Origin of the sequence: Geomonas terrae (genome assembly GCF_004791675.1) — a bacterium.
GTDB lineage: Bacteria > Desulfobacterota > Desulfuromonadia > Geobacterales > Geobacteraceae > Geomonas > Geomonas edaphica.
In genome coordinates, this window is sequence record NZ_SRSC01000002.1 from 379,111 (window position 1) to 406,091 (window position 26,981).

Annotated in this window: 20 protein-coding genes and 2 tRNA genes; 20 read left to right on the forward strand and 2 right to left on the reverse strand. The window is 58.9% G+C overall.

The genetic code is table 11. The features are described from left to right. Positions 1 to 506 precede the first annotated feature (506 nt). Positions 507 to 1,115, reverse strand: coding sequence for a hypothetical protein (locus tag E4633_RS08935; RefSeq protein WP_135869902.1), 609 nt, complete (start codon positions 1,113 to 1,115; stop codon positions 507 to 509). A 236-nt stretch (positions 1,116 to 1,351) separates the two neighbouring features. Between E4633_RS08935 and E4633_RS08940 the strand changes: the two genes are divergently transcribed. The 12 genes from E4633_RS08940 (at position 1,352) to E4633_RS08995 (ending at position 16,287) form a co-directional block, all read left to right on the forward strand. After that, positions 1,352 to 2,665, forward strand: coding sequence for a cytochrome ubiquinol oxidase subunit I (locus E4633_RS08940; RefSeq protein WP_135869903.1), 1,314 nt, complete (start codon positions 1,352 to 1,354; stop codon positions 2,663 to 2,665). Further along, positions 2,658 to 3,698: a cytochrome d ubiquinol oxidase subunit II gene (locus E4633_RS08945; protein ID WP_135869904.1), complete on the forward strand. Its 1,041-nt coding sequence runs from the start codon at positions 2,658 to 2,660 to the stop codon at positions 3,696 to 3,698. Before E4633_RS08940 ends, E4633_RS08945 begins: the two co-directional genes overlap by 8 nt. Positions 3,699 to 3,766: 68 nt before the next feature. Continuing rightward, positions 3,767 to 4,012: a hypothetical protein gene (locus E4633_RS08950; RefSeq protein ID WP_135869905.1), complete on the forward strand. Its 246-nt coding sequence runs from the start codon at positions 3,767 to 3,769 to the stop codon at positions 4,010 to 4,012. 412 nt (positions 4,013 to 4,424) lie between these two features. Next, positions 4,425 to 6,902 carry an AMP-binding protein gene (locus E4633_RS08955; RefSeq protein WP_135869906.1) on the forward strand — a complete coding sequence of 826 codons (2,478 nt, stop codon included), beginning with the start codon at positions 4,425 to 4,427 and terminating at the stop codon, positions 6,900 to 6,902. Positions 6,903 to 6,930: 28 nt separating this feature from the next. After that, positions 6,931 to 8,175 (forward strand): spinster family MFS transporter, encoded by a 1,245-nt coding sequence (locus E4633_RS08960; protein WP_135869907.1) that lies wholly within the window; start codon positions 6,931 to 6,933, stop codon positions 8,173 to 8,175. 213 nt (positions 8,176 to 8,388) lie between these two features. Further along, positions 8,389 to 9,090 carry an outer membrane lipoprotein LolB gene (locus tag E4633_RS08965; protein WP_246037991.1) on the forward strand — a complete coding sequence of 234 codons (702 nt, stop codon included), beginning with the start codon at positions 8,389 to 8,391 and terminating at the stop codon, positions 9,088 to 9,090. 277 nt (positions 9,091 to 9,367) lie between these two features. Continuing rightward, a complete protein-coding gene (locus E4633_RS08970) occupies positions 9,368 to 9,652 on the forward strand; it encodes a hypothetical protein (RefSeq protein ID WP_135869908.1) in 285 nt (94 codons plus the stop codon). 117 nt (positions 9,653 to 9,769) lie between these two features. Further along, the gene (locus E4633_RS08975; RefSeq protein WP_135869909.1) at positions 9,770 to 10,834 is read left to right on the forward strand and encodes an AI-2E family transporter; all 1,065 of its coding nucleotides are present in this window, start codon (positions 9,770 to 9,772) and stop codon (positions 10,832 to 10,834) included. Continuing rightward, on the forward strand, positions 10,834 to 11,790 hold the full coding sequence (locus E4633_RS08980) for a hypothetical protein (RefSeq protein ID WP_246038050.1): 957 nt from the start codon (positions 10,834 to 10,836) through the stop codon (positions 11,788 to 11,790). The genes E4633_RS08975 and E4633_RS08980 overlap by 1 nt, the downstream gene beginning before the upstream one ends. Positions 11,791 to 11,838: 48 nt before the next feature. Then, positions 11,839 to 12,537, forward strand: a complete 699-nt coding sequence (locus tag E4633_RS08985) for an ABC transporter ATP-binding protein (RefSeq protein ID WP_135869910.1) — start codon at positions 11,839 to 11,841, stop codon at positions 12,535 to 12,537. Then, entirely contained in the window at positions 12,534 to 15,068 is a 2,535-nt protein-coding gene (locus E4633_RS08990; RefSeq protein WP_135869911.1) for an ABC transporter permease, read from the forward strand. The genes E4633_RS08985 and E4633_RS08990 overlap by 4 nt, the downstream gene beginning before the upstream one ends. A 1-nt stretch (position 15,069) precedes the next feature. Next, on the forward strand, positions 15,070 to 16,287 hold the full coding sequence (locus E4633_RS08995; RefSeq protein WP_135869912.1) for a lipocalin-like domain-containing protein: 1,218 nt from the start codon (positions 15,070 to 15,072) through the stop codon (positions 16,285 to 16,287). A gap of 85 nt (positions 16,288 to 16,372) precedes the next feature. Here the strand turns inward: E4633_RS08995 and E4633_RS09000 are convergent. Further along, positions 16,373 to 16,448: transfer RNA gene (locus E4633_RS09000), tRNA-Ala, on the reverse strand. Positions 16,449 to 16,880: 432 nt separating this feature from the next. Here E4633_RS09000 and E4633_RS09005 point away from each other — a divergent pair. From E4633_RS09005 to E4633_RS20580, 8 genes are all read left to right on the forward strand, one after another. Continuing rightward, positions 16,881 to 19,802 (forward strand): EAL domain-containing protein, encoded by a 2,922-nt coding sequence (locus E4633_RS09005; RefSeq protein ID WP_135869913.1) that lies wholly within the window; start codon positions 16,881 to 16,883, stop codon positions 19,800 to 19,802. Positions 19,803 to 19,919: 117 nt separating this feature from the next. Continuing rightward, positions 19,920 to 20,006, forward strand: a tRNA-Leu gene (locus tag E4633_RS09010). Between the two features lie 339 nt (positions 20,007 to 20,345). Next, positions 20,346 to 20,816 (forward strand): DUF4830 domain-containing protein, encoded by a 471-nt coding sequence (locus tag E4633_RS09015; RefSeq protein ID WP_162604968.1) that lies wholly within the window; start codon positions 20,346 to 20,348, stop codon positions 20,814 to 20,816. 190 nt (positions 20,817 to 21,006) lie between these two features. Then, complete coding sequence (locus E4633_RS09020) at positions 21,007 to 21,447, forward strand: hypothetical protein (protein WP_135869915.1); 441 nt, start codon at positions 21,007 to 21,009, stop codon at positions 21,445 to 21,447. Positions 21,448 to 22,789: 1,342 nt separating this feature from the next. Then, positions 22,790 to 23,104 (forward strand): hypothetical protein, encoded by a 315-nt coding sequence (locus E4633_RS09025; protein WP_135869916.1) that lies wholly within the window; start codon positions 22,790 to 22,792, stop codon positions 23,102 to 23,104. A gap of 503 nt (positions 23,105 to 23,607) precedes the next feature. After that, on the forward strand, positions 23,608 to 26,082 hold the full coding sequence (locus E4633_RS09030) for a PAS domain-containing protein (RefSeq protein WP_135869917.1): 2,475 nt from the start codon (positions 23,608 to 23,610) through the stop codon (positions 26,080 to 26,082). Positions 26,083 to 26,184: 102 nt separating this feature from the next. Beyond that, entirely contained in the window at positions 26,185 to 26,715 is a 531-nt protein-coding gene (locus tag E4633_RS09035) for a lipocalin family protein (protein ID WP_135869918.1), read from the forward strand. A gap of 39 nt (positions 26,716 to 26,754) precedes the next feature. After that, entirely contained in the window at positions 26,755 to 26,922 is a 168-nt protein-coding gene (locus E4633_RS20580; RefSeq protein ID WP_198419415.1) for a hypothetical protein, read from the forward strand. Positions 26,923 to 26,981 lie beyond the last annotated feature (59 nt).

Below are 26,981 nucleotides of genomic sequence, written 5' to 3' on the forward strand. Positions count from 1 at the left end.
CCTACTTATCCGGTTCGGAAGCGATGCATGCGATTCGGAATCGACGAATCCGTTTCAAAATCGACGAATCCGTTTCAAAATCGACGAATCCGTTTCAAAATCGACGAATCCGTTTCAAAATCGACGAATCCGTTTCAGAAACGACGAATCCGTTTCAGATTCGACGAATCCGTTTCAGGATCGACGAATCCGTTTCAAGATTCGACGAATCCGTTTCAGGATCGACGAATCCGGTTCAGGATCGACGAATCCGTTTCAGGATCGACGAATCCGGTTCAAGATCGACGAATCCGTTTCAAGATTCGACGAATCCGTTTCAAGATTCGACGAATCCGATTCAGGATCAACGAATCTTAACCAAGTTCGCGGATATCGACAGGAGGTTGTGATCTACGGATTGGCTTGAGAGGTTGACGTAACCGATGTTGATGTGGTGGGGGCGCTTCTGACTTGAAGGTGATGCACGCACGCCCCGTCGAGTTAACGAGGGGGCGTGCTGGAAGTTGTCACACCGGTGGTAATATGATCATGTTCGACCAAGGCCCTACCTCATTGCCTCTTTTACCCCTGATTTTCAAATAGTTCGTCAGCGTTCTGTTTAATCCCGTGAGATACATCTTTTGGCAGGTGGTTGACCATAGCAGCAGACTCCAGTTAGCTTCTACGCCAGGTTCTCCTATACAGAACCATATCTCGTAGCCCTTTGAACCTGGCAGCCTGGTAAGCGAACAGTAGGGGTGTCCATTCTTGTCGAATCGTATCCGTAAGTCTTTGGAGGCGGCCAATGCCGAGCCGGCGGTCGACGACTTCTGATGTGGATCTTCTGGCTTTTCGTATACGGTGGGGTCAACGGCACTCACAGCTTTGCGGATTGCCATGATTATGGACATTGCCAGCTCCAATTCGCGACGAGCCTCTTCGCACTCCTTTACCTTCTCCGGATCTCCTTTGTAAAAACCCGTGACGCTTTTCTCGAAACGTTCGTGCAGCACATCATAACTTTCTGAGGTTGGGAAGAGTGACACCAGGTAGTCACGCACCTGCGGCGTAAATGCCTGACGCACCTCCTCCGACTTCGCTACCATCTCCGGATGCGGAATGTTGTTGTGGGTCATTACCGACCTCCTTCTTGAAATGGTTGATTTATTGGAACGGCCTAACCCTAGCACCCTTTCCCCGTTCCACAAGCATCCCCTGTCAACGCTGATGCTCCGCGTCCCGCAGTTGCTTGACAAACCTCTTTGAATCCCCAAACTTAGATGGCTTTACAAAAATATGGGGGCGAGCGCCGCATCGTAAGGATTGAAGGGCGCACGACCGATACCAACGCAATTGCCCCCCGAGGAAGCCTATGGACAACCTGCTTGCTGCTCGCGCCCTTATGGGCGTTTCGCTCGCCTTCCACATCGTCTACGCAACACTTGGGATCGGCCTGCCGCTTATGCTCATGCTCGCCGAGGGGCTGGCGCTTAAAACCGGCGACGATACGTGGCATCTCCTCGCCAGACGCTGGATCAGACCCGCCGGAGTGCTCTTCGCCATCGGTGCGGTTTCCGGCACCATCCTTTCCTTCGAACTCGGGCTTCTCTGGCCGCAGTTCATGGCCTTCAGCGGACCGATGATCGGGCTTGCGTTTTCCATGGAAGGGTTCGCATTCTTCACCGAGGCGATCTTTCTCGCCCTGTACATCTACGGCGAAGAGCGGCTTTCCAGGCGCACGCTGTTTCTTTGCACCATCCCCCTCACACTCGCCTCGGCGGTATCGGCTGTATTCGTCATCAGCGCCAACGGTTGGATGAACACACCTGCCGGATTCCAGATGATCGACGGCGCTCCCGCGAACGTCCAGCCGATGCGCGCCTTCTTCAACCAGGCCTGGCTGCACCAGGCTGTCCATGGCACCCTGGCCGCTTACGTTGCGACCGCCTTTGCCGTTGCCGGTTTTTATGCGATGGCGCTGTTGAAGGGTAGGGGAGAAGGGGATGGGAAAAAAGCACTTTCCCTTTCTCTTGCCGTGGCCCTGGTGGCGGCCCCGCTCATGCTGGTCACCGGCGACTGGGCTGCTGCTGCCGTAGCGGAGCACCAGACCGCGAAACTCGCCGCCATGGAGGCGCACTTCAAGACCTCGGCGGCTGCTCCGCTCATCATCGGTGGGTGGCCCGATCGGGAAACGGGAACCGTGTCCTACGGGATCAAGATCCCGAAGCTGTTGAGCCTTCTCGCACACCACGACCCTGATGCCGTTGTGCAGGGGCTCGACGCCTTCCCGCAGGGTGCGTCCCCGGACCCGCGCCTCGTGCATCCGTTTTTCGACCTGATGGTCGGCTCGTTCTTCGTCATGGCGCTCGCCCTCGTGTTGTACTGGTGGCCGCGCTGGAGAAAGAGAGAGACTGAGCCCGGACGTGCCCAGCTTAAATACATCGCTTTTGCCGCCCCCTTCGGCATCATCGCGCTTGAAAGCGGCTGGATGGTCACCGAATTCGGTAGGCAGCCGTGGGTTGTTATGGGATACCTGCGCACCTCGCAGGCGGTCACCCCGAACGACGGGCTCTTACTGGTGTTCGCCACCTTCCTCTTCGTCTACCTTGCCCTTACCGTCGGGATCATGAGGTTGTTGCTTGAGCGGAAGCACGATGACGCGGGCAGGGAGGTGTCACATGGCTGATCCGGTAACCCTTGCCGCGCTGGTTCTTGTGGTTGCCCTCATCTTATACACCCTGTTTGGAGGTGCAGATTTCGGCGGGGGGATTTGGACCGCGCTCGCCTTCGGTCCCCGTGCGCGTGAGCAGCGCGAGGCGCTCTTCAACGCGATCGGTCCGGTATGGGAGACGAACCACGTGTGGCTCATCTTCATAGTGGTGACGCTCTTCACGGCGTTCCCATCAGGATTTGCCGCACTTTTCATCGCGCTCATGCCGCCACTCGTGCTCGCCCTGATCGGCATAAACTTCCGGGGGGCGGCCTTCGCCTTTCGCCATTACGGCCGGGAGACCGGGCGGGAGGTCCCGCTTAGCGCGACAGTCTTCGAAATCGCCAGCGTGCTTACCCCCTTCACCCTCGGGATGGCCGTTTCCGCGACTGCTTCGGGAACCATCACCATCAACTACGGCGTAACGGCGACGGGGACCGCAGTATGGTTCACCCCGTTCACCATCATGGGCGGGGTAATCGGGCTTGCCATCTGCGCCTATCTCGCCCCGGTCTACATGACCGTGCGGGTAGCGCCACCGCTTCAGGACGATTTCAGGGACGCGGCTATCGCGGCGGGTGTCGCGCTGGGCGTCGCTACCGCCGTGATGGTCCCGCTCTCCCTTCGTTACGCTCCCGGGTTCAGTCAAAGGCTTCTCGAGTCGTGGCCCATGCTTTTCGTCGTGCTCGCCGTATTTGCCGGAGTGGGGACGCAGCTTCTGTTGCTGTGGCGCCGCTTCAAGGTAGCGCAACTCGGCGCGGGAGCCACCGTCGTTCTCACCGTGGCGGGGTTTGCCGCAGCACTTGCCCCGGATCTCATCGTGGGCGAGATGTCTCTCGAGGCCGCGGCGGCACCCCGCGCATCACTGGTGGCTTATCTCGCGATACTTCCCTTCGGGGCGTTGATACTGATCCCTTCTCTCGTTTATCTCTACTGGACCTTCCGAGGGGAGCCCTCCTCGGCACTTCCTCCTGCCGGATCAGAAAACGGATCTTCTGAAAAAATGTGAAAAAACTAATCATGGTGGTAAGCTGGACTGGGCATTAGCTCCAATTCACCGAGCAAAGGAGTCCAACCATGAAAAAGTTACTTCTGGTCGTTACGGCAATGTCCTTGGCCCTCGCCTCCGGGTGTGAGACCAGGGGGGGGAGTGCGGTCGGCGGTGCCCTTGGTGGGGCCGCGGTCGGGGTCGGTGCATACGAGTACAGCGCGCATCGGCAGATGAAGCAGCTTGAAGACGACTACAAGGCGGGAAGGATCGACAAGAGAGAGTACGAGATTCGCAAGAACCAGATAGAAAAGGGGTCTATTCTGCAGAGGTAGGCCCTCTTTGCAGGTTTACAATGAGCCGCCCCATGATAGGGCGGCTTTTTTGTGGGTTGGGCAAGTAAAATCCCCCCCGTCCCCCCTTCGCAAAGGGGGGAGCGCGAGGTCACCGTTCTCAGCAAGTGAGGACACGGCTTATCTGAAAGGCTTCTTGCCCGGAATTCCCGGATGAACCTTCGCAACGGGGAAATAGAACGAAGACGTTTCGGATTGGCATTCGAGATTGGTTCGGTTAAACTCCCAACCCATTCTACCGGGTGTTGCCAAAGTGCATTCAGCATGTGACAATGCTCCTGCACGCACTATAAGCACTGTTTCAGCTGTAGCGGCGTCTTGAAGGCCACCTGCCGCAATTTCCCGATGCCTGTTCCCGGTTCGGGAGAAGCGGTTGCCTACGGAGGAGTCGGATATGAGGACTCTGGTAGATCTCTTTCATAGCTTCGCACCACTCGGCGACAAGACGGCTCTCATCAACCGAACCGGCGTGCGCCGCTTCACCGTTTCCTACCGGGAGCTGTCCGATCTCTCGCTAAGGATGGCGAACCTGCTGGCGCAGCGCGGCGTTGCCCCCGGCGACCGGGTGCTGCTTTGGGGCCCCAACTCTTCCTGGTGGGGCGTCGCCTACTGGGGCATCATCATGCTCGGTGCCATCGCCGTTCCCGTCGACTTCATGTCGGACCGGGCGCGCGCCGAGTCGATCCTGGGGCTCACTAAGGCTACGCTCGTATTGCAAAGCCGCTTCAAGCCGGAGCGCCTCGACGTTCCGGATGCACTGTTTCTCGAGGATCTCCAGTACCTTCTGCAGGAGGTGGCACCGTATGCTGATGCCGTGCATCCCGACCCCGACGACATCGCGCAACTGATATACACCTCCGGTACCACCGGGAATCCGAAGGGGGTCATCCTTACCCACAGGAACCTGGTCGCCAATATGGTGCAGATAAACGAGGGGGTCCCCATCATCACCCCCGACTTCTCGTTTCTCTCGCTTTTGCCCCTCTCGCACATGTTCGAGCAGATGGGGGGATTTTTCACGCCGCTTTACCGGGGCGCCACGGTGATCTACCCGCGCACGCTGAAGCCTTCCGCCATCATGGAGGCGCTAGGCGAGGAGGACGTCTACGTCATCATGTCGGTGCCGCGCCTGATGCAGCTTCTGAAGAGCTCCATCGAGCGCGAGCTGGCCGAGAAAAAACTGGACGGCGTTTTCTCCTGGCTCGCGGGGAAGGCACAGCCGCTCTCCAAGGGCGCCCGGAAAAGGCTCTTCTTTCCGGTGCACAAGAAGTTCGGCAGTAACTTCACCGTCTTCGTTTCCGGTGGAGCTCCGCTTGATCCCGACGTATTCCGCTTCTGGGATGCCATGGGCTTCACCGTCCTCGAGGGATACGGGCTTTCCGAGTGCTCACCGGTCCTTTGCGTCAACACCATCGACCGCCAGGTGGCAGGTTCCGTGGGGCCGCCTCTGCCGGGCGTTGAGCTTCGACTGGACGGCAAGGAGGTCGTGGTAAAAGGCGACAACGTCTTCCCCGGGTATTACCAGAATGAAGACGCGACCCGCGCCGCCTTCACCGCAGATGGATGGTTCAAAACAGGCGACTTGGGCGAGATCACCCCGGACGGCTGGCTCACCATCAAGGGGAGGGAGAAGGAGCTCATCGTCACCGGCGGCGGGGTGAACGTCTACCCGGACGAGCTGGAGGGGGTGCTTAACAAGGTTCCGGGGGTAAAGGAATCGTGCGTCATCGGCCTGGACCGTGGTTCCGGCGAGGAGGTGCACGCCGTTTTGCTGCTCGACGACAGCGGGAAAAGGCCCGAGGAGATCTTAGCCGAAGCGAACGCCAAGCTCGACTCGCTGCACCAGATCACCGGGTACACCATCTGGAACGAGCCGGAGTTCCCGAAGACCACCACGCTCAAGATCAGGAAATTCCAGGTCAAGGAGCACGTGAAAAAAGGTGCTGCCGAGGGGAGCGGCGGTGCGAGCCGGGATCACCTCGTGAACCTTCTCGCCAAGGTGACCGGCGCCGATCCGGATCAGATCAAGGAGGAGTCCCTGCTGGTCGCGGACCTTGGCCTGACCTCGATCGGACGTCTGGAACTGGTGAACTACCTGGAGCAGGAGTTCCGCTTGGACATCGAGGACTCCCAGATCGGACCCCAGACCCGCGTCTCAGAGTTGCGCCGCATCATTTCCCGTCGCGAGAAGGGAGAGCATCGCGGCCACTACCGCTTCTGGACCAACTCCGCACCGGTCCGCGCGCTGCGCATGATCGGGGACGCCCTGATAAACTACCCGCTCTACCGCCTCTTCGCGAAACTTCAGGTGCGTGGTGCGGAGAACCTGACCAGGCTCGACGGCCCGGTGATCATCGTCGCCAACCACCTGGGCTACTTCGACCAGCCGTCGCTCATGTTCGCGCTCCCTCGGGAGATCCGCTACCGCACCGCGACCGCGGCATGGGAGGAGTTTTTCTTCGACGATTACCGTGGCTTTGAACGCGTATGGCGGCGGCTTGCCTACCAGTACGGCACCCTGTTTTTGAACCTTTTCCCGCTGCCCCAGACCGGCGGCTTCTCCGGTGCGGTGAAATACATGGGGAAACTGACCGACAGCGGTCTGAACACCCTGATCTTTCCGGAGGGAGGGCACTCACAGGACGGTACCATGAAGGATTTCCAGTTGGGCCTCGGGATCATCGCGAAGGAGCTCGGCATCCCGATACTCCCGGTGAAAATCATCGGCACTGACAAGATCCTTCCGCCGCACCAGGCGAGCCTGCCCCAGCGCGGCACGGTAACGGTCACCTTCGGCAAACCGCTCCATTTCCGTTTCGAGGAGCCCGCCGAGATCGTGGTCCGCGCCCAGCAGGCTGTGGCTGAACTTTGATGCAATGATGTGACGGAGGTTTTTCTTGATGAAGGTAGCCATATCCCCTGCCTATCGCCGCTATGCCCTGGGGCTTCTCCTTGCGGTGAACCTGCTCAACTACATCGACCGGCAAGTCCTTTTCGCCGTGTTCCCGCTGATCAAGGCCGACTTCGGCATAAGCGACACGGAGCTTGGCTTTCTCGGCAGCGCCTTCATGCTGAGCTACATGCTGATCGCGCCTGTCTTCGGCTGGCTCGGCGACCACTGGAACCGGGTGCGCCTCGCCTCGACCGGTTTGATCATCTGGAGCTTCGCCACCATCCTCGCCGGTTTCGCCCCCGGGTATCGTTCGCTACTCGCGGCCCGCGCCACCGTCGGGGTAGGGGAGGCGAGCTTCGGAACGGTGTCCCCCGGGCTCATTGCGGACTTTTTCGAGAAGGAGAAGCGCGGCAGCGTCCTTTCCTGGTTCTATGTCGCCATCCCGGTTGGGAGCGCCCTCGGTTACCTCATGGGTGGCGTGTTGGGGCAGCGCTTCGGCTGGCACTACGCCTTTCTCATGGTCGGTCTTCCCGGGCTTTTGGTCGCTTTGCCGCTTTGGTTTCTGCGCGCCCCGGAGCGCCGCGTCGATCCGGATGCGACGGAGACTGAAAAGGGGATCGGCGCCTACCTGCAGCTCTTCCACAACCGCTCTTTTGTCACCAACACCCTGGCCATGGCGGCGATGACCTTCGCCATAGGCGGGCTCGCCCAGTGGATCCCGACCTTTTTGTTCCGCACCCACGCGTTAAACGTCGAAAAGGCGAACCTGATGTTCGGTGCGACGACCGTGGTGGCCGGCATACTCGGCACCCTCGTCGGCGGGGTCCTCGGTGACCGCTGGCAGAAGAAAAGCAGCAAGGGGTACCTGCTTGTTTCCGGCTGGGGGTTCTTCATCGGCGCCCCCTTTGCCGCCTGGGCCATAATGGCGCCGGGCGTCCCCGCCTGCATGGCGGCTATCTTCGTCGCCGAGTTCTTCCTCTTTCTGAACACTGGACCGCTCAACACGGTGATCATCAACGTGACGAACCCCGCGGTGCGCGCCATGGCCTTCGCGGTGAACATCTTCTTCATCCATGCCCTGGGAGACGCGGTGTCGCCGTCGATCCTCGGCTGGTTCTCCGATCTCTGGGGGCTTAGAAACGCGCTTTTGACCACGCCGATGGTTATGGCACTGGCCGGCGTTTTCTGTTTCATCTGCGGGAGGTTCGTGGCCGAGGATATGGCGCGCGCGGAGCCGCCGGAGGTTGGGTGAGGGGGGAGCTGACGCGGCTCGTATCAGTACCTTTTGCCTTTGCTGTTTTTCAGAGGTTAGACGCATTATCAAACTGCAAATCCCCCCTGTCCCCCCTTCGCAAAGGGGGGGACGCTTGGGGCAGTTCGCTGCTTCGTGGCACCAGGGACATGGTTCTTCTGGAATTCCTGGAGTAACCTTGCAACGGGGGGAGGAATACTGGAGCGATTTATCGTGAACATCGTGTACCGTCGGAGGCTTGGACGTATCTTCCTTCTTTCACTGCTTGCCGTGCAGCTTTTCGGCTGTGCGAGCGCTAGAAAGCCGCTCACGGGACTCGTCCCGGGGCGTAATGTAGAGACGCTGCAATCATCGGTCAGTATCAGCGCTTCTTCGGCCGGGCGGAGCAGCGCGGGGCGCGGGTTTCTCATCTACCAGGCACCCGACCTCTACCATTTGGCCATCCTTTCCCCCTTCGGCCAGACCATTCTCGAGGCCTTCGGCGGGAACGACCGCTTCACCTGCGTGGTCCCTTCCCGGCAGCTGGCCTACACGGGAGCCCTCTCCGAACTGCCGGAGTCGAGCGCTCTGAAGAGCATCCAGCTCCTCAGGTGGGTGATGGCTCCGTCTCCCGTGCCACTTCCGGCTCCTCCCCGATACACCATGACCGACGCCGGGACGACCTATTATTTCGACCAAACAGGGATGCTGGAGAAAAAGGTCTCCGCTTCAGGAAGCGAGGCGCGCTACGAGGGGTACCAGGCGGTGGAGGGGATCGCCTTTCCTGAAACCATCACCATCCGCGACGCTTCCGGCGCCGAGGCGCGCATCGTTTTCGATGAGCCGCAGTTGAACGCGCCGGTCGAGGAGGGTGCGCTGCGCCCGGATCTGACCGGCATGACTGTGCAGCCGCTGGCCGATTTCAGGGCGATGTGATCCCTCCGTGTTGACCGTGGCCGGTTCTTTGCCATAATTGAGCGTTCCGTTTTGCCTTCACTGCTCATTGAAACTTCGGTGTGTCTTTTGACGTGGGAATCGGCTGAATTTGCCGCTCTTGCTGATGGATTTGTCGGTACGTTCAAAAACAAACTTTTAATTATTTCTCTCCCTTGCTATGCTTACTGACACATGGACGATGCAAAGAAAGCAGACCGAACGCTTCCAGGCAACCTGATTCAGCTTGAACGGCAGCACATCTTTTAGGAGTCCCGTCATGACACACGCACGCCTTATCATCCTAGCGCTACTTCTTTCCTCACTTCCCGCCTGCGCCCTCTATGAAACAAAGCAGGCACCCCCAAACCAGGTGGCACAGCCGAAGGAACTCTCTGTGCCAGTGGGAAAAAACTGGAAAGTGACCGAAGAGGCGCCCGCCCTCGGCAACGAGCGCAACGAGCGTCCTTCCTTCCAGACGGAGCAGTCGGTGCAGCCTGAAGGGGTGCAGCGTCCGGCGGCACCGACCGACGAGAAGGGACGAAAAATAGAAACCACGCGCTGAGGCCCGTTCGATGACGCGCCGCCGGCAGGCACACCGGCCTGCGGCGCGAACGTCCACGCGGCGTTTCCCGATTTTCCACGCAGTCCCGACACTACCTGCACCTTCAAAGGGAGACCGATGGATCGAAAAACTTACCTAAGCATCCTCGCGGCGCTAGCCACGGCTGGCGCCGTCGTTCTCATCGTGCTGCTCACCGTTCCTGTCTTGATGCCCATCGCCTGGGCGCTCATCATAGGCATCGCCACCATGCCTCACTACCATCGGCTGCTGCGCCTCTTAAACGGGCGCGAAGGGCGCTCAGCGGGACTCATGGTGCTTGCGGTCGCGGTCTGTTTCGTCCTCCCCGTTACCGCACTCGTGGTGACCGCCGCCGTCCACGCCCCGGACTGGTACCAGCAGGCGGAGCAGCTTTTCGGCACCATCGCGAGGAGCGGGAGCACCGCCCTAGGCCAATTCCCCTTCGCCCAGAAGATCATGGCTCTTGTCGACCGGTTCGGTGTCGACCTGGCCGCCATCGGGGGGAAGGTCGCCGCCAGCAGCTCCGGCATCATCCTGGGACTTGCCGGAGATCTAGCGCGCAACATGATGAGCTTCCTCGGCACCCTGCTCATCGCCCTGTTCATCCTCTTCTTCGTCTACCGCGACGGCGACCGGTTCGTTTCCATCTGCATCGGCAGGCTCGCCCCTGATCCCCGTAAGGCGCAGCAGTTTGCCGGCGAGGTCCGCTCCATCACCACCGCGGTGGTTGTCGGCACGGTCCTGACCTGTGCCTCGCAAGGGGTGCTTGCCGGGGTGGGGTACTGGGTGGCCGGTGTTCCCGCACCGATCTTTTTCGGAACTCTCACCGCGATCGCCGCACTGGTTCCCGTGGTCGGCACCGGGGTCATCTGGGTTCCTGTGGCGGCCTTCATAGCGCTCGGGGGCTCCTATCTCGCGGCGGCGCTTCTCGCGGCCTGGTGCATTCTCTTCGTCGGTTTTGCCGACAACGCCATTCGTCCCCTCGCCATCGGGGCCTCCAGCGACATCTCGACGCTGGCCGTCGTCCTCGGAGCCCTCTGCGGGGTGGTCAGCATGGGGCTTTTGGGGCTGATAGTCGGGCCGGTCATCTTCGCCGTTCTTTTCTCCATGTGGGACGACGCGGTTTCCGGAGTGGAAACGGCCGACCAGGGAGGGATCCCGTGATGCGGGCGCTGGTGGGGACCGACAAAGGGGGGGGACACATGGGTAGCGCCGGTCGTTTGCAACGGGTTTGCCTCGTCGCCGTCGTCTTGTTTGTCGTCGCTTTCCTGTGCGGCACCGGTTTTGCCGCGGACACGGAGCAGACCGGGGAGCGCGCGCTCCTAGCCAAGTACGGCGAGATCAAGTCGAAGCTCGACAAGAACCAGTTCGGCGCACCCATCTTCCTCGAGTCGAAAGAGGGACATGATTCGGTTCGGGTGGACATGTACGGCGTCTTCCATTTCCCCTTCGAGACGGTGCGCGACGCGCTGCAGTCGCCCTCCGCGTGGTGCGAGATCACTCCGCTGCACATCAACATCAAGGCGTGCATCTACCGCAAGGTAAAGCAGAATGCCCAGCTCACCCTCTACAGCGGGCGCAAGTACTTCCAGCCCCCCTCCGACGCCTATCCGCTGAAGCTTGCTTTCAAGGTCGCGGCAAGCCAGCCCCAGTACCTCGAACTGAACCTCGTGGGGGACGAGGGGCCGCTTGGAACGAAGGACCACCGGATCGGGGTCCAGGCCGTTCCGCTGGGCGGGCAGGGGACCTTCCTTCATTTCAGCTATACCTACAGTCACGGCACCATGGCGCGCATGGCGATCAAGACCTACTTCGCGACACTCGGGCGCGACAAGGTCGGCTTCACAATGGTGGGGGAAGACGGGAAGCAGGAGTACATCGAGGGGGTGCGCGGCGCGGTGGAAAGAAACACCATGCGCTACTACCTCGCGCTGCAGACCTACCTGGAAACCCTGAAGTATCCCGAGAAGGAACGCTTCGAACAGCGCCTCAGCCGGTGGTACGACCTGACCGCGAAATACCCCCGTCAGTTGAAAGAGATCGACAAACCGGCTTACCTCAACAACAAGCGACTGGAGCGGGCCCAGCAGGAGGCCCTTCAGTCCAAAGAGGGGAACTGAGGCGGGAGCGACGCGGCATGCTTCGATGCGGTCCCGGGGATGGGTGTGATGGCGGAATCGATTGTTGAACTGCAGGGGATCGGCAAGAGCTTCGTCGAGGGGGACCGCGAGCGCGTGGTCTTTCGCGACGCGGCGCTCGCCATCACGCCTGGCGAGTGGGTGTTTCTACTGGGGCGGAGCGGTTCCGGTAAATCCACCCTTTTGAACCTGCTAAGCGGCATCGATCTCCCCGATCGCGGCGAGGTCCTGATCGGGGGACGTGCGCTGAACCGCATGAGTGAACGTGAACGCACCCTTTTTCGCCGCTACCATATCGGCTTCGTTTTCCAGTTCTACAACCTGATCCCGACCCTCACCGTGCTCGAGAACATCCTCCTTCCCCTTGAACTTTCCGGTCAGCTCACCGACTTGCACAAGACCCGTGCCCGCGAACTCCTTGACGCCGTAGGCCTTGCCGACCGCGCGGGCGCCTTCCCTGATCGTCTCTCCGGCGGTGAGCAGCAGCGCGTCGCCGTGGCCCGAGCCCTCGTGCACGAGCCGAAACTGGTGCTTGCGGATGAACCGACCGGAAACCTGGACGCGGACACGGGGCGCCAGGTGCTCGACCTTTTCCAGCGTCTGCTAAGGCCGTCCGGCACCACGCTCGTCCTCGTGACGCACAGCGGCGAGGTGGCCTCGCTTGCCGACCGTGTGCTCACCATCAGAAACGGGGTGCTGGTAGAGGTAGAGGCAGGGGCCCGGTCATGATCCTTTGGCGTGCCGGGATGCGCAACGTCATGCGGCACCCCTGGCTTGCCGTCCTCGCCGTGCTCGGGGTCGCCCTCGGCGTAGCCGTCGTGACCGCGGTGGACCGCGCCAACGAGTCCGCCCAGCGCGCCTTCCGCATCGCCGCAGAGACCGTCGCCGGGCGTGCGACGCACCAGATCGTGGGCGGCCCGACCGGGCTTCCCGAGGAGCTCTACCGTCGCATCCGCGTCGAGCTTCGTTTGCGCGGTGCGGCTCCAGTCGTGACCGGACACCTGCAGCTCTCCGGCGTCACCTTCCAACTGATCGGTATCGATCCCTTCTCCGAACCGCCCATCCGCTCCTTCTCCTCGCGCTTCACCGATAAAGGCGTCCTCACGGACCTGATGACGAGGCCCGGCGCGGTGCTCATGCTGCGCGAGGCCGCTGCGGAGCGCCGTTTGACGCGCGCGGCCCGTTTCCCTGCCGCGATCGCCGGGGCTAAGCGCGAACTCCACCTTGCCGGGTTCCTCGAGCCTCCCGACCGCGTGAGTCGCGCAGCGCTCGCCTCGGTGCTGGTCTGCGACATCGCCACCGCCCAGGAACTCTTGGGGCAGGCGGGACGCCTCTCCCGCATCGACCTGGTGGTTCCGGAAGGGGAGGGGGGCGAGCTGGTCCTCGGGCAGGTGCGCTCCGTGCTCCCGGCCGGGGCGGGGATCGTCCCCGCCGGTGCGAAGGCCGGTGCCCTGGACCGGCTGACGCGTGCCTTCCGGCTCAACTTGACCGCGATGAGCCTCCTCGCCCTTGTCGTCGGGATGTTCCTGATCTACAACACGATGACCTTCTCGGTGATCCGCAGGCGGCGCCTGATCGGGATGCTGCGGGCCCTGGGCGTGAGCCGCGCCGAGGTCTTCACCATGATCTGCGTGGAGGCGCTTATCATCGGCGTCGCGGGTACTCTGGTCGGCCTCTTCGCCGGTTTTCTGCTCGGCTCGGAGCTCACGAGGCTCGTCACCAGGACCATCAACGACCTCTACTTCGTTACCGAGGTGCGCGGTGCGCCGCTTCTGCCCGGCACGCTCGTGAAGGGCGCCCTGCTCGGCGTGGTCGCAACGCTTGCCGCGGCCGTCCCGGCAGCGCTGGAGGCGACTTCCGCGCCGCCGCGCGCCGTGCTTTCCCGTTCCGTGGTCGAGTCGCGTCAAAGAAGAAGGGTGCCGCGTGCGGCCGCCTTCGGGGCCTTTTTGCTCCTCGTCGGCGGTGCGCTTCTTCTTTTCGAGCGCGGGGGTATCGTCGGCGGCTTCGCCGGGCTCTTCGTCCTCATCATCGGGTACACACTGCTCGTTCCCGCCGCCGTACTGCTCATCACCTCGCTGCTTCTCCCTGTCGTCACCCCCTTTCTCGGCTCCATCGGCAGGATGGCTGCACGCGGCGTGGCGGCTTCTCTTTCCCGCACCGGGGTTGCGACGGCAGCGCTGGTCGTGGCGGTCGCGGCCGGTATCGGCGTCGGCATCATGGTGGGGGGCTTCCGCCTCACCGTGCAAAACTGGCTGCAAGATTGGCTGCAGGCCGATATCTACCTCACCTCCACCGACCGCGGCGGCGGGCGCTACCGCCCACCGCTCGATCCCGCATTGGTGCGCCGCCTCCTGTCGCTCAGGGACAAGGCCCAGGTGACCCTGTCGCGGCGCGTACTGATCGAGGGGGCGCATGGTGGCACCGAGATCTTCTCGGTCGATGCGCCGGAGCGCACCTTCGCGCGTTATCCCTTCAAGAAAGGGGACCCGGCACAGATATGGGGACGCTACAGCCGCGGAGAGGCGGTTCTCGTTTCCGAGCCCTACAGCTACCGTCATCAAGTGGGCCCCGGAGACAGCGTCACGCTGCGCACCGCCCGCGGTCCGAAGCGCTTTCCGATCGCCGGCATCATCTACGACTACGGAAGCGATGCGGGCATCGTCATCATGAGCCGGCGCGCCTACGTGGATAACTTCAATGACGAAAGCGTGGACGGCATGTCCTTTACCGCGTTGAATGGGATGCAACCTGAGCAGCTGCGGACCATGGTGCTTGAACAGGTACGGGGGGAGGAGGTGACCGTGATCTCCAACGGCGAGCTCCGCCGGGCGACCGTGGAGATTTTCGACCGCACCTTCGCCATCACGGGCGTCTTGCGCATGCTCACCATGCTGGTCGCCTTCGTGGGGATACTCTCGGCCCTCATGGCGATGCAGGTGGAGCGGGCGAGGGAGCTGGCCGTGATGCGTGCGGTGGGGCTCACTCCGGGGCAGGTCTGGGGGGTTATTTGCGGCGAAACCGCCATCATCGGCACCATCGCCGGTGTTTTATCGTTGCCGCTTGGGATCATAGAGGCGCTGGTGCTCATCTATGTGATTAACCTGCGCTCCTTCGGATGGACCATGCAGTTCGCCGTGACGCCTGGCGAACTCGCGGAAGCGCTCCTGCTTTCCCTGAGCGCCGCCCTTATCGCAGGGATCTACCCATCCTTAAGGATCGCACGCACTTCTCCCGCGCTTGCGCTCAAGGAGGAGGACTGACATGCGCCGTGACGCCGGAAGATTCAAGGTCTGGTGGAAAGGCGCCTTTTGCGCCGCTCTCCTCGTGCTTGCGGCGCTTCTTGTCCTACCTCAGGTCCGGAACCGGACCAGGGGCGCTCTTGAGGAAGGTGGGCTAAGCGTGAGCCAGGCGCTCGGGGGGAGTGCCGATCCCGGTTACTTAAGAGCAGAGAAACCGCGGCGCTTCACGTTCCCGGCGGACCATGGACCGCATCCGGGCTTCCGAAACGAGTGGTGGTACTTCACCGGCAACCTGACCGGAGCCGACGGACGCCGTTTCGGTTACCAGCTCACCTTTTTCTCCACCGCCCTTACCCCTCATGCCGCAAAAAGGGAATCAGCCTGGGGTGCCGACGACGTTTTCATGGCCCACTTCGCGGTCACCGACGTCAACGGGAAACGCTTTCATTTTGCCGAGCGCTTCAGTCGTGCCGCGCTCGGGCTTGCCGGTGCCGCCGGTGACCCCTTTGCCGTGCATCTGGAGGACTGGAGCGCACGGCAGTTCAAGGCGGGCCCGTGGGGCGTGCACCTTAGCGCCGCTGACAGCGACATGGCCATAGACCTCGATCTCACCGCCGTTAAACCTGAGATCTTGAACGGGGAAGGGGGGCTCAGCAGGAAGAGCGCCACCCCGGGCAACGCCTCGTATTACTACTCGGTCCCGAGACTGTCTACTGCCGGCGTCATCCGCGTAGGCGGGGAGCGCTTCACGGTGAAGGGGATTTCCTGGCTGGACCGGGAGTGGAGCACCTCGGCGCTCGAATCGGGACAGGTCGGGTGGGACTGGTTCGCCCTGCACCTTGACGACGGCCGGGACCTTATGTTTTACCAGTTAAGGCGCCGCGACGGCAGCAGCGATCCTTTCTCCGGCGGCACGCTTGTGGCGGCCGATGGCGGTACCAGGACACTTAAGCGGGAAGATGTGCAGCTTCAAGTCGCATCCTGGTGGACCAGCCCTGAAAGCGGTGCGCGCTATCCTGCACTCTGGAGATTACGGGTCCCCTCGGTGCACCTCGCACTGGAGGTCGTGCCGAGGCTTCCGGACCAGGAACTCAGAACAGGCTTCCGCTATTGGGAGGGGGCCGTGGCGATCAAGGGGCTACAGGGAAGCCCGAACGGTTCAGGTTATCTGGAGATGACCGGTTACCGTAGTGGTGCGGCCGATGCGGGGCACGCAGGCAAGGATGAGCGAAAGGAATGATGCCGCTTGGGGGAGGGGATTTGTTGACCGGACGGTCCTGAAACGAAAAAAGGACCCAGGAGAGTCCTAGGTCCTTTGTAAATGATGGTGGAGCTACGCGGGATCGAACCGCGGACCTCTTGAATGCCATTCAAGCGCTCTCCCAACTGAGCTACAGCCCCATCTAAGGAGCCATGTTTATAGCAAACGGCGCATGGGGTGTCAATAGATAATTTTCCACTGATTGCAAAAAAGAATTACCTGTTCAGCCGCTCTGGTGGCGGCTTCACGCTTTAACTCCTCGTCAGGAACTCCGTATGTTGTAGCATGCACGCAACGTCCTATTTTTCGAAGTTATAGAGAATACCCTCCATCTAAACATGCTTTTGCGGGGTTCCGAACCAGCTGCTTCGATTCTCCCTATACAGTTACAGCCAGAGTTGCCGAAAAGAGTAGGTAACGTGCCGGTTGCATGCGTCGTGGTAGTGCGATAGTTTTGACTGGCAAGCTTAGCATCGGTCCTACAAATTCCCACCATGTGAAACAGTAGTCGTCCACAGACCCTTTCTCATGTTGCCGGCCGAACACTCTTAACACCCGGGAGACAGGCTGAGGTGAACCAACTGCAACAAATACTCTTCTTCAGAACCAGCAACGCCAACGTCATCAAAATCAGGGGGATGGTAACCGCCGTTGTATGGACCATCCTCATAGCGAGTGCTGCCACCTGGACGGCGCATCAGGCGCGTCGGCAGGCGCTCCAGCTCGCGGAGACCGAGGCCAAGATTTCCCTCGCGAAAGACCTGGCATTCAGGAAATGGGCCTCCAAGCGCGGCAACATGTACCTGCTGCAAGGGCCGCTCGTCACCCCCAGCCCTTTTTTAAACCACGTCCCCGACCGCGACATAAAGAGCACGGAAGGGCACGGGCTGACCCTGAAAAATCCCGCCATGATCATGAACGAGATAACCGGGGAGGCACCGCAACTCTACGGGGTGCGGACCAGGATCACCTCGCGGCTGTACCTGAACCCGGTGGACGCCCCGGACGCCTGGGAGCAGACCGCCTTGTTTATCGTTGAGGGGACTCGTGAGGATTACCACGGTCTTGTCTCCATCGATGGGAAGCCGCACCTGCGCATGATGCAGCCCATGATCATGGAGCAATCATGCCTTAAATGCCACGCCTGGACCGGCATCAAGGTGGGAGAGCTTCGCGGGGGGACCGACGTCTCCATTCCGCTTGAGCCGTTCTATGCGGCGGCGCGGGCGCAGACGCAAGGGGTCCTGGTGAGTTACGCGGCTCTCTGGTTTCTGGGGATTACCGCCATCGGGTTCATCACCTGGCGCACCATGGTTCTCGAAGTCGAGCGCTGCGACCGCGAGGCACAGGTGCGCGAGAAGAACCTGCAGCTAGAGACCGAGGTAACCGAGCGAAAGAACCTCGAGAGCGAACTGCGTAACTCCCACCGGTACCTGCTGAACATCATCGACTTCATGCCCGACGCGACCCTCATCATCGACAGGGAAGGGCGCGTGCTGGTCTGGAGCCGGGAACTCGCGAGACTCACCGGTGTTCCGTCCGAGACCATGATGGGTAAGGGCGACTTCGAGTACGCTCTTCCTTTCTATGGCCAGCGGCGGCCGATGCTGGTCGACCTCGTTCTTAACCCGGACGTCAAGGTGGAGGAACAGAACTACGAAGGGTTCACCCGTAACGGCGACATAGTGCACGGCGAGTGCTTCGCTCTCGGGCGTGGTAACGACGCCGCCTATCTCACCTCCTCCGCCTGCGTGCTGCGCGACAGTAAGGGCGAGGTCATCGGCGCCATCGAGTGCATCCGCGACACCTCTGACCAGATGAAGGCGCAGAGACGGATCAAGCTGCTGGCGAAGATTTTCAATGAAAGCGGTGAGGCGATCGTGATAACCGACAGCGAGAACCGCATCATCGAGACCAACAGGGCGTTTGAGCAGTTCACGGGATATGTACGGGATGAGGCTCTCGGCAAGAACCCGAGGATCCTGAAATCCGGGGTGGAGGACAAGACCTTCTATGACACCATGTGGCGTTCCATCCTGGAGACCAACTACTGGCAGGGAGAGATCTGGGACAAGCGCAAGGACGGCACCCTTTATCCCAAGTGGCTCACCATCACGGCGATCCGCGGGCGGGGCAACCTGATCACCAACTACTTCGCATCCTTCTCCGACATAACGCAGCGCAAAGAGGCGGAGCGGCGCATCGAGCAGCTTGCCCACACCGACACGCTCACCTCGCTTCCGAACCGGCACACCCTGGTCGAGAGGCTCTCACAGGCCCTCGAACAGGCGAAGCGCGGCTCGCACCAACTGGCCGTCTTCTTCGTCGACCTCGACCGCTTCAAGACCATCAACGACACGCTCGGCCACCATGTAGGCGACCTGTTGCTGAAGGAGGTGGCCGCAAGGCTCAAGAGCTCCTTGCGCGCGGAAGACATCGTGGCCCGTTTCGGCGGCGACGAGTTCGTCGTGGTGCAGCCGCAGATACGGTCCCAGATCGAGCCGGCGCATCTCGCCGAGAAGATCCTGCAGACCGTCTCCGCGCCTTACTTCCTGGACAACAACACGGTGTACACGAGCCCAAGCATCGGTATCAGCGTCTTCCCGCACGACGGCACCTCGGTCTCCGAGCTTTTCAAGAACGCCGACATCGCCATGTATCATGCCAAGGCGGCCGGCAGGAACACCTACCAGATGTTCACCCGTGAGATGCACACCGCCGCGCGGCAGAGACTTGCCATGGAGAACAACCTGCGCAGCGCCATCACCAATGACGAGTTCGTGCTGCATTACCAGCCGCAGGTGGATGCGGCCACCGGCAAGGTCGTCGGCTTCGAGGCGCTCGTGCGCTGGCTGAGCCCGGAGGCGGGACTTGTTTCCCCCGAGCGCTTCATCTCCATCGCCGAGGAAACAGGCCTCATCCTCGAGATCGGCCGTCATGTCTTCGAGATGGCATGCGAGCAGGCAGCGAAATGGAAGAAAGCCGGTGTGCCGTTCGAGAAGATCAGCGTCAACCTTTCTGCGCGGCAACTGCAGCAGCCGGACCTTCCCGAGATGCTTGCCACCATCATGGCGCGGTACGAGGTCGAGCCGGGCATGATCGAACTGGAAGTGACCGAGAGTATGACCATGGAGCGTCCGGTGGAAAGTATCAGGATCCTCGGCGTCCTGAAGAGCATGGGGATAGACCTTGCCATCGACGATTTCGGCACCGGATATTCATCGCTTAGCTATCTGAAGCTCTTCCCGGTCGACAAGCTGAAGATAGATCGTTCCTTCGTGAAGGATATCGAGATAGACCCGGATGATGCGGCGATCGCGTCGGCGACCATCGCCATGTCGCATTCTCTGGGTAAAAAAGTGGTGGCGGAAGGGGTGGAAACCGCGGCACAACTGGAGTTCCTGGTGAAACACGGCTGCGACATCATACAGGGATATCTTTTCAGCAAGCCTCTCTCAGCAGACGATGCCGTTGAGTATCTCAACACCCTTTGAGGGGTAGGGAAAGCAAAAGAAGTTGGTATTGCTGGCAAAGTGACTTGACCAGTCTTCCATTTACTGATATAAGGTTGGTCTCTTTTCGCAAGAGATATTAGAAACCGCTTCATAAATGCCGGAGTGGTGAAATTGGTAGACGCACTGGACTCAAAATCCAGCGGGGGTGACCCCGTGTCGGTTCGACCCCGACCTCCGGCACCATACAACAAGACGACGGCTTGGCTCCTTGAGAGCTAAGCCGTTTTTTTGTATTTGCGGTACGCTTTTTCGCCACAACCACGCCAGCGCTCCCTGACGTGCAAAGCCTTTCCCTCCCGAATCTCATCAACTCAGACATCTCCCCCTGTTCGCCCCACCAGAGGGTAATGCAGTTATCTAATCTTCTAATTGGAACAACAAAATATTTACATTGATTGCCGCTAACTGTGCGTGTTAACCTGCTGCGCGCCGGTTGCTGCGCCTCTGCCCAACAACGCCCTTAGACTCGGACTAACGCCGCTGCTCACCCGCCAGCCGTTGGTAAAAATGAAGGAGTATCGGATGAAAATGTCTGGGGTCGTTTCAATGTTCCTTGTAGCCATCGTACTTTTCGTACCGTCCTACTCTTTCTCATCCGGCAGTCCTACGGTCGGATTGGATATAATCCAAAAATACAAATTGCACATCCATGGCACATCAAACACACAGGAAGTCCTATTGCCACAGGAACTCTCTGGTCCTGATTGGGGTCTCAAGCAATCTGTGCTGAGGCGTGCTGGTTTTGATTTATCACCATATGCGGGACAAAGGGTCTTGCTGATCAGGTACGACCTTGTAGAGAAATATTATCAAGTTTCCAATTTGGGAACAGAAAGTTACGATCTATCGCTTTGGATAATAGCTAAAGGACATAAAGCCTTAGGCGCATTTGTAAGCTGCAGATGGCCCGATGGCCTTATTCCCGGCGTGTTTGCCGTCAATGACCAAAGCATAAAGCTGCCTATAGGTAAACCCGTGTTTAACGGGCGGTGAACTGGGCGTGATCGCTGGGTTACAAGATGGAGAGAACGTTGCACTGACACAATGGCACCTTCTACTGAACTTCAGAAGAAGAGCCCAACCACAACGGGTGGAGACGGACTGCGCGAGTCGGTAGAAGCGAACAGGAGCCTGTGAGAGCAAGGTCGCTCCGCCGCTCACCCGCAACCCGTTGGGATAATAAATGATGACTCAAACAGAACTACAGATAATCATTTTGATTGTGGTGGCCATTGGTGCCAGTATTTTCGCCAACCTCGACACCAAAAAGCAACTGGAGAATTTCTGGAGTAGAGGTTGCTCCGGTGCTGAGTGGCGGAGACAGTTCCCTCAAGCTACAAAAGAATCAATTCGTGAGTTCCTAGAGTGTTTTGTAGAGGGTTTTGCCTTTGATAACAAAGAAAGACTCAAATTTACCCCAAACGATAAAATCATGGAAATATACCGAGCACTTTATCCAACAGAAGGTTGGCCCGATGCACTCGAATTGGAAACTTTTGCAATAAACCTTGAGAAAAAGTACCGGTTTGATTTGGCTGGCGTATTTACTGAGGAGTTGACATTAGGGCAAATATTCAAGATGGCAACAAGTGCAAATCCCAACCAGGCAGATACACCGGTCTGATGGCTGGGCGTCCCCAAGTCTTCACCCGCAACCCGTTAGCTGAAGAGGATAATGAAAACGATTCGGAACATACCATTGATTTGCGGAGTGATCGATTCGACGATCGTTCTAGTGATAGTCCTCCTTATTGCGACCAACGAAGGGAAGTCCCCCAAAGATCTTATGCTGGAGAACCCAGGAGTAGTACTCGGCTTCTTGCTACCAATCTGCGTTGTCACGCTCTGGAGAGGGACAGCACACACAAAGAAACTTTTGAGTGGTTACCGTGGGTGGTTGCAGCCAGCACTCGAAGGTTTTGCGGTGGGCTTTATACCCATCCCCTTTATCCAAACAATTGGAATCCTAAACGAGGCTATGGCAGCAGGTCCGCCCTGGCCTTCACTCGGGCACGCAATAGAAGGTGAATGGGCAGCATTTTTTCTATGGTTACTTAAAACGTCCGTACTAGCAGGATTTGTAGGTGCTATTTGTGGCTTGATTCTGTCGGGCGTGAACCGGATATTGATTCGCGGCTGGGCACCTAACCAGCGGCGCGACCGGCCTTAAGCCGGTCAGCCTTATGACGTTGGACAGACAGTGAGAGATATGGATCCATTTTTCATAGGTGTCATTTGCTTGTCCGAAATTTGCACCATGTTTTGCCTTTTCAACCTGTGGAAAGGTAACGACAGATGGTACATAAAAGCAATTTGGTCCGTCTTGGCCATCGTTCCTGTCCTAGGGCCTGTCTTCTACGGTGGGTTCCATCATCCTCCACGACCACAATCAGATGATTTAAGAGGGCATTGCACCGGAGACATTTTCTGGGACCCGCACGGACATGAACACTGCGACCATGATGATAACTCGGATTCCTGCCACTAGTGCGAGAGACTGAACCCAACCACGCCCTTAGACGCGGACGGCTAGCGCCGCCGGTCAAGGCCGCCCCCTTGGGATACAAGAAATTATAAAGAGACGTCATGGATTTCCGAATTCTGAAAATGATGATTCTGTCACTAGCTCTTTCTATTATTGGAATGTGCTGCGGGAGTTTACTCGGAGGCGGATACGCTATTGCGCTTCTGCAAATACTTTTCCCTTTTGTTATTGTAATTCATTCGATTATGCAGCTTTACGGGCTTGCGGGCATTGCTGTAACAACCATAACTGCTTTTGTCCTAACGTGGAGCCAAAAGAATAGGACAAAAATGGTCACGGCTGTAGTATGCGCGGCAATATGGACTTTGATCGCCTACCACTTAGACAAAGGATATACTAAATAATACCAACCGCTCGGCGGCACACGGGCTCCGCTGACGCTTCGCCGGTGCGCCTTGGCCACGTTGGATCACAGATCAAAATGAAATCAAAATTGCTCATCACAACCGTCATACTTTTTTCAATTCTTGGGTGCCAGAAGGATCAAGGTCCACGTGCCCTTGTCGCCTTAACTCCTGTAAAAGTCTATAAAGCCCATGAAGGTGATGCACTGCAGGAGATTTTCAACCTGTCGCCTGGAGATCAATGTGCTGTGGGACGAGAGGCATATGAAAAGATGTACGGATACTACGAAGTAGTATGCCCCGGCAAAGGATATGGGTGGGTCGTCATGACTGGTGCGCCTGAATACAAGGTCGTTGATAAAGCTTCGGCAACACAACTAGTGAAGAAGTAGTGAAACCCAACCACTCGGCGGCACACAGGTGCTGACGCGCTGGTGCGCCTCAACCCCGTTAGAAAATGATCTTCCAGCCCTTCAAAGGAACCAAATAGGCATCAAACCTAAGCATGAATTAACTTTAGGTGTAGTTTTGGGTATATTTAATTTTGGTGCACGCTTATTTATTGATATAAAATCATACACTTACGTCTAGCATGCGACCCCGGCCTACGCACCATACAACAAGACGACGGCTTGGCTCTTTGAGGGCTAAGCCGTTTTTTTGTGTTTCAGTCGATCATCCTGACCTTTAGCTACAATCACTTCAGCGATCACTGAGAGAGAGAAAGCCAACCCCACCCTTAGACGCGTCCCCTCAAACTTTCCTTATTCTGACATGAAATCCATGTAGTTACTGGTATAGTTCTCGGACAATTAGGACGGCAAACCTCCACTGTGTTTCTGCAGCCCGGTTATTCCAACCGCCAACGTTGTCACAATGGGAAGGGATCACTTTCATGGACGCCTCAAGCTACCAGGAAATCAGGGAACTGTTTGATAATTACATTCGGATGTATTCGACTCGCGACGATTTGCTGACGGCATGGTTCAGTGACGATTTCTCGGGCATAACCGGTAGCGGCGATTATCTCGTGAAGGATCGTGAGGCCTGGGTCGCGGTCACCCGTAAGGACTTCGCTCAGGTCAAGGACCCCATACACATAGAACTGAAGGATCTCTCGATCCAGTTGCTGGCCGAAACCATCGCGGTGACCAGCAGCACCTTCGTCATCCATCTTCCCATCGAAGATCACATACTGTCGAATAAAATTGCCCGCCTCGTGCTCATATTCCGAAGGGAGGAATCCGGCTGGAAGATCTCCCATAGCAGCATCTCTATCTCATTCGGAATCGCTGCCGAGGGGGAGATCTATCCGCTCAAGGATCTGCAGGATCGCAACCGGCACCTGGAAGCGCTGGTTGCCGAACGGACCGCCCAACTCTCCGAGGCAAACGAAAAGCTTAAGCGGGTAAATGAGGAGTTGGCCCGGGAGGTCGAAAAACAGAAGGCGGCCGAACTGGCCAATGCGAGACTATTGCTGCGCCAGCGTGCCATTTTGGACAACCTGCCGATGATGGCCTGGCTGAAGAACACCGAGGGGCGGCTGGAGATGATCAATGAGAAGTACGCGAGATCTGCCGGTCGAACGGTGGAGGAGTGCCTCGGCAAGACTGACTTCGACCTCTTCCCCGAAGACATGGCCGCCGATTACGTGGCGGATGACCGTGAAGTCTGCGCATCTGGAAAGACCAAGCACGTGGAGGAGCAAATTGCGACCCCGGCTGGGGCCAGATGGCATTCCACCTTCAAGACCCCCCTCTTCGACGAACTGGAAAGGGTGGTCGGAACCACAGGCATCGCCCAGGACATCACCGAGAGAAAACAAGCGGAGGAACTCCTCTCCTATGCCACCTCGCTGACCAGCGCCGCCCTCGAGTCCACTCCCGATGGGATCCTGGTCGTCAACCGTAACATGGAGATCGTGCGCTGGAACCGGAAGTTCGCCGAACTATGGGATGTCCCGGAGGAACTACTGGTCACCGGCGTGAGTGACCCCATTCACCCCTATATCGCCTCCCGGATACTCAAGGCTGACGAGTTCCTGGCCAAAGTGCATGGGCTCTACGCCCGCCCGGAAGCCTCAGGCCAGGACCAGCTTGCCCTCGTCGATGGACGCCATTTCGACCGCTACACCCAGCCCTTGAAGATTGGTGACGAGATCGTGGGTCGCTTCTGGTCCTACCGGGATGTGACTGATCTCAAGAAGCACCAACTGGAACGGTTACGGATAGAAAAGCTGGAATCGCTTGGCCTCCTTGCCGGCGGCATAGCCCACGACTTCAACAACATTCTGACCGGCGTCATGGGTAACGTCTCTATTGCGCAGCTTTTCCTGGATCCGGGCCATAAATCGTCCAAGGCGCTGGAGGAGGCGGAAAAGGCCTCGGTGCGGGCCACGGAGCTCGCTCGCCAGTTGCTCACTTTCGCCCGTGGAGGGGAGCCGGTCAGGAAGGTGGTTTCCCTGCCTACCATCGTCAACGAGTCGGTGGAGCTCGGCTTGAGCGGGTCCAACGTGAAGGGGATGATCGATATCCCCGAGCTGATCCATGCGATCGACGCCGACGAGGGCCAGATGTGCCAGGTCCTGCATAACATAGTTATCAACGCTTCGCAGGCCATGCCGGGCGGCGGCACGCTGACGGTGACAGCCCGTAACGAGAGCCTTGCCGGTGACAACGATTTAGGCCTCGCTTCAGGAAGCTACGTCCGGTTGACGGTGGCCGACCAGGGGTGCGGCATGACCGAAGAGGTGATGGCCAAGATTTTCGACCCTTACTTCACCACCAAAGCTGGAGGAAACGGACTGGGGCTGGCTTCCGTCCATTCAATAATAACGAGGCATGGCGGACATGTCGGCGTCGCCTCCGCTCTCGGCAGGGGAACCACCTTCACCATTCACCTCCCCTCTATCGGGGAGACGTATCAGGCCCATGCCGCCGAGGCTGCCGCCCAAGCGGCCGGCCATCAGCATGGGGGAGGAGTGGTTCTCGTGATGGACGATGAGGCCATGATCAGGGATTTGGCGGCCTTGATGCTGGCGGAGTTGGGTTACCGGGTAACCACCTGCGCGGAGGGCGCCGAGGCAGTCCAATTGTACGAAGACGCCTTCCGGGCTGGTACCCCTTTCACGGCAGTGATCATGGACCTCACCATACCGGGTGGAATGGGTGGGAAGGAGGCGGCGGAGAGGATTCTCGCCGTGGACGCAGACGCCAACTTGATCGTATCAAGCGGATACTCCAACGACCCCATAATGGCAGAATATCTTGCCTACGGGTTCCGGGGCGCGGTGGCCAAGCCTTACACGATCCAGAACCTGGGGCAAAAATTGACATCTTTGGACACTGAAGGCCGAGAGGTGCAGTGGTGAAACCGTAAGAAAAGAGTCGGAGAGGCTGATATAGCCAAGGCACTCTTGCATGAGGCCATCGATCTGTTGCTCGATGTGGACTCCGCTACTGAGTAGGGACTTATGCCAATCGCACAAGACATAAAGAAAATATCGTTATGGTTGACGCTGCTGTTTACCGGCTGTGTGGGAATACCGGATCGGGTGGAACCGGTTCACGATTTCAAGGTCCAGAACTACCTCGGCAGGTGGTACGAAATCGCACGGCTTGATCACTCCTTTGAAAGAGGTCTGACCCGGGTCAGCGCGGATTACAGCCTTCGGGAGGACGGCGGGCTCAAGGTCGTCAATCGAGGCTATTCAGAGAGGGAAAAACGGTGGAAGGAAGCCACAGGTAAGGCCTATTTCGTTAAGGCCTCGGACCTGGGATATCTGAAGGTTTCCTTCTTCGGGCCGTTTTACGGTGCCTATGTCATATTCGACCTGGACCACGACAACTACCAATATTCCCTTGTTTGCGGGCCTGACAGGGGGTATTTATGGATTCTTTCCAGAACGCCCAAGATGGAAGCTGCCATAAAAGAACGTCTGGTGGCGAAGGCCGCCGCATTAGGCTTTGATACGACCAAGTTGATCTACGTTTCCCAGGATTGAACCGATTCAATTTAGACGCTGCGCTTAAGGAGCTTGAGGATGTTTGAAAATCAGTACAACGAGGAGATGGAGGCCGAGGTGAGAAGGCTGGAGGCCAAGAAGAGGGCGGAAGTGGCGGGACACCCGGAGTGGGATAACGCCTGTGCATCGTGCGGTTGCCGCATCGACGGTACCGTCGAACAGTTCTGCGTAGCCTGCCGGTCTTGATCCGGCGGAGCCTGGCAGGCTGAGAGCTTGCGAGTGAAGGGGCAGGCCGCTCTCGGCGA

What these genes read in the sequence shown, in the direction of transcription:
- E4633_RS08960 (WP_135869907.1), top strand. Translation starts at nt 6,931, where the DNA reads ATGAAGGTAGCCATATCCCCTGCCTATCGCCGCTATGCCCTGGGGCTT.
- E4633_RS09020 (WP_135869915.1), top strand. Translation starts at nt 21,007, where the DNA reads ATGATGACTCAAACAGAACTACAGATAATCATTTTGATTGTGGTGGCC.
- E4633_RS08940 (WP_135869903.1), top strand. Translation starts at nt 1,352, where the DNA reads ATGGACAACCTGCTTGCTGCTCGCGCCCTTATGGGCGTTTCGCTCGCC.
- E4633_RS08985 (WP_135869910.1), top strand. Translation starts at nt 11,839, where the DNA reads ATGGCGGAATCGATTGTTGAACTGCAGGGGATCGGCAAGAGCTTCGTC.
- E4633_RS08970 (WP_135869908.1), top strand. Translation starts at nt 9,368, where the DNA reads ATGACACACGCACGCCTTATCATCCTAGCGCTACTTCTTTCCTCACTT.
- E4633_RS08975 (WP_135869909.1), top strand. Translation starts at nt 9,770, where the DNA reads ATGGATCGAAAAACTTACCTAAGCATCCTCGCGGCGCTAGCCACGGCT.
- E4633_RS08950 (WP_135869905.1), top strand. Translation starts at nt 3,767, where the DNA reads ATGAAAAAGTTACTTCTGGTCGTTACGGCAATGTCCTTGGCCCTCGCC.
- E4633_RS08935 (WP_135869902.1), bottom strand. Translation starts at nt 1,115, where the DNA reads ATGACCCACAACAACATTCCGCATCCGGAGATGGTAGCGAAGTCGGAG.
- E4633_RS09035 (WP_135869918.1), top strand. Translation starts at nt 26,185, where the DNA reads ATGCCAATCGCACAAGACATAAAGAAAATATCGTTATGGTTGACGCTG.
- E4633_RS09030 (WP_135869917.1), top strand. Translation starts at nt 23,608, where the DNA reads ATGGACGCCTCAAGCTACCAGGAAATCAGGGAACTGTTTGATAATTAC.
- E4633_RS08955 (WP_135869906.1), top strand. Translation starts at nt 4,425, where the DNA reads ATGAGGACTCTGGTAGATCTCTTTCATAGCTTCGCACCACTCGGCGAC.
- E4633_RS09015 (WP_162604968.1), top strand. Translation starts at nt 20,346, where the DNA reads ATGAAAATGTCTGGGGTCGTTTCAATGTTCCTTGTAGCCATCGTACTT.
- E4633_RS09025 (WP_135869916.1), top strand. Translation starts at nt 22,790, where the DNA reads ATGAAATCAAAATTGCTCATCACAACCGTCATACTTTTTTCAATTCTT.
- E4633_RS08990 (WP_135869911.1), top strand. Translation starts at nt 12,534, where the DNA reads ATGATCCTTTGGCGTGCCGGGATGCGCAACGTCATGCGGCACCCCTGG.
- E4633_RS20580 (WP_198419415.1), top strand. Translation starts at nt 26,755, where the DNA reads ATGTTTGAAAATCAGTACAACGAGGAGATGGAGGCCGAGGTGAGAAGG.
- E4633_RS08980 (WP_246038050.1), top strand. Translation starts at nt 10,834, where the DNA reads ATGCGGGCGCTGGTGGGGACCGACAAAGGGGGGGGACACATGGGTAGC.
- E4633_RS08945 (WP_135869904.1), top strand. Translation starts at nt 2,658, where the DNA reads ATGGCTGATCCGGTAACCCTTGCCGCGCTGGTTCTTGTGGTTGCCCTC.
- E4633_RS08995 (WP_135869912.1), top strand. Translation starts at nt 15,070, where the DNA reads ATGCGCCGTGACGCCGGAAGATTCAAGGTCTGGTGGAAAGGCGCCTTT.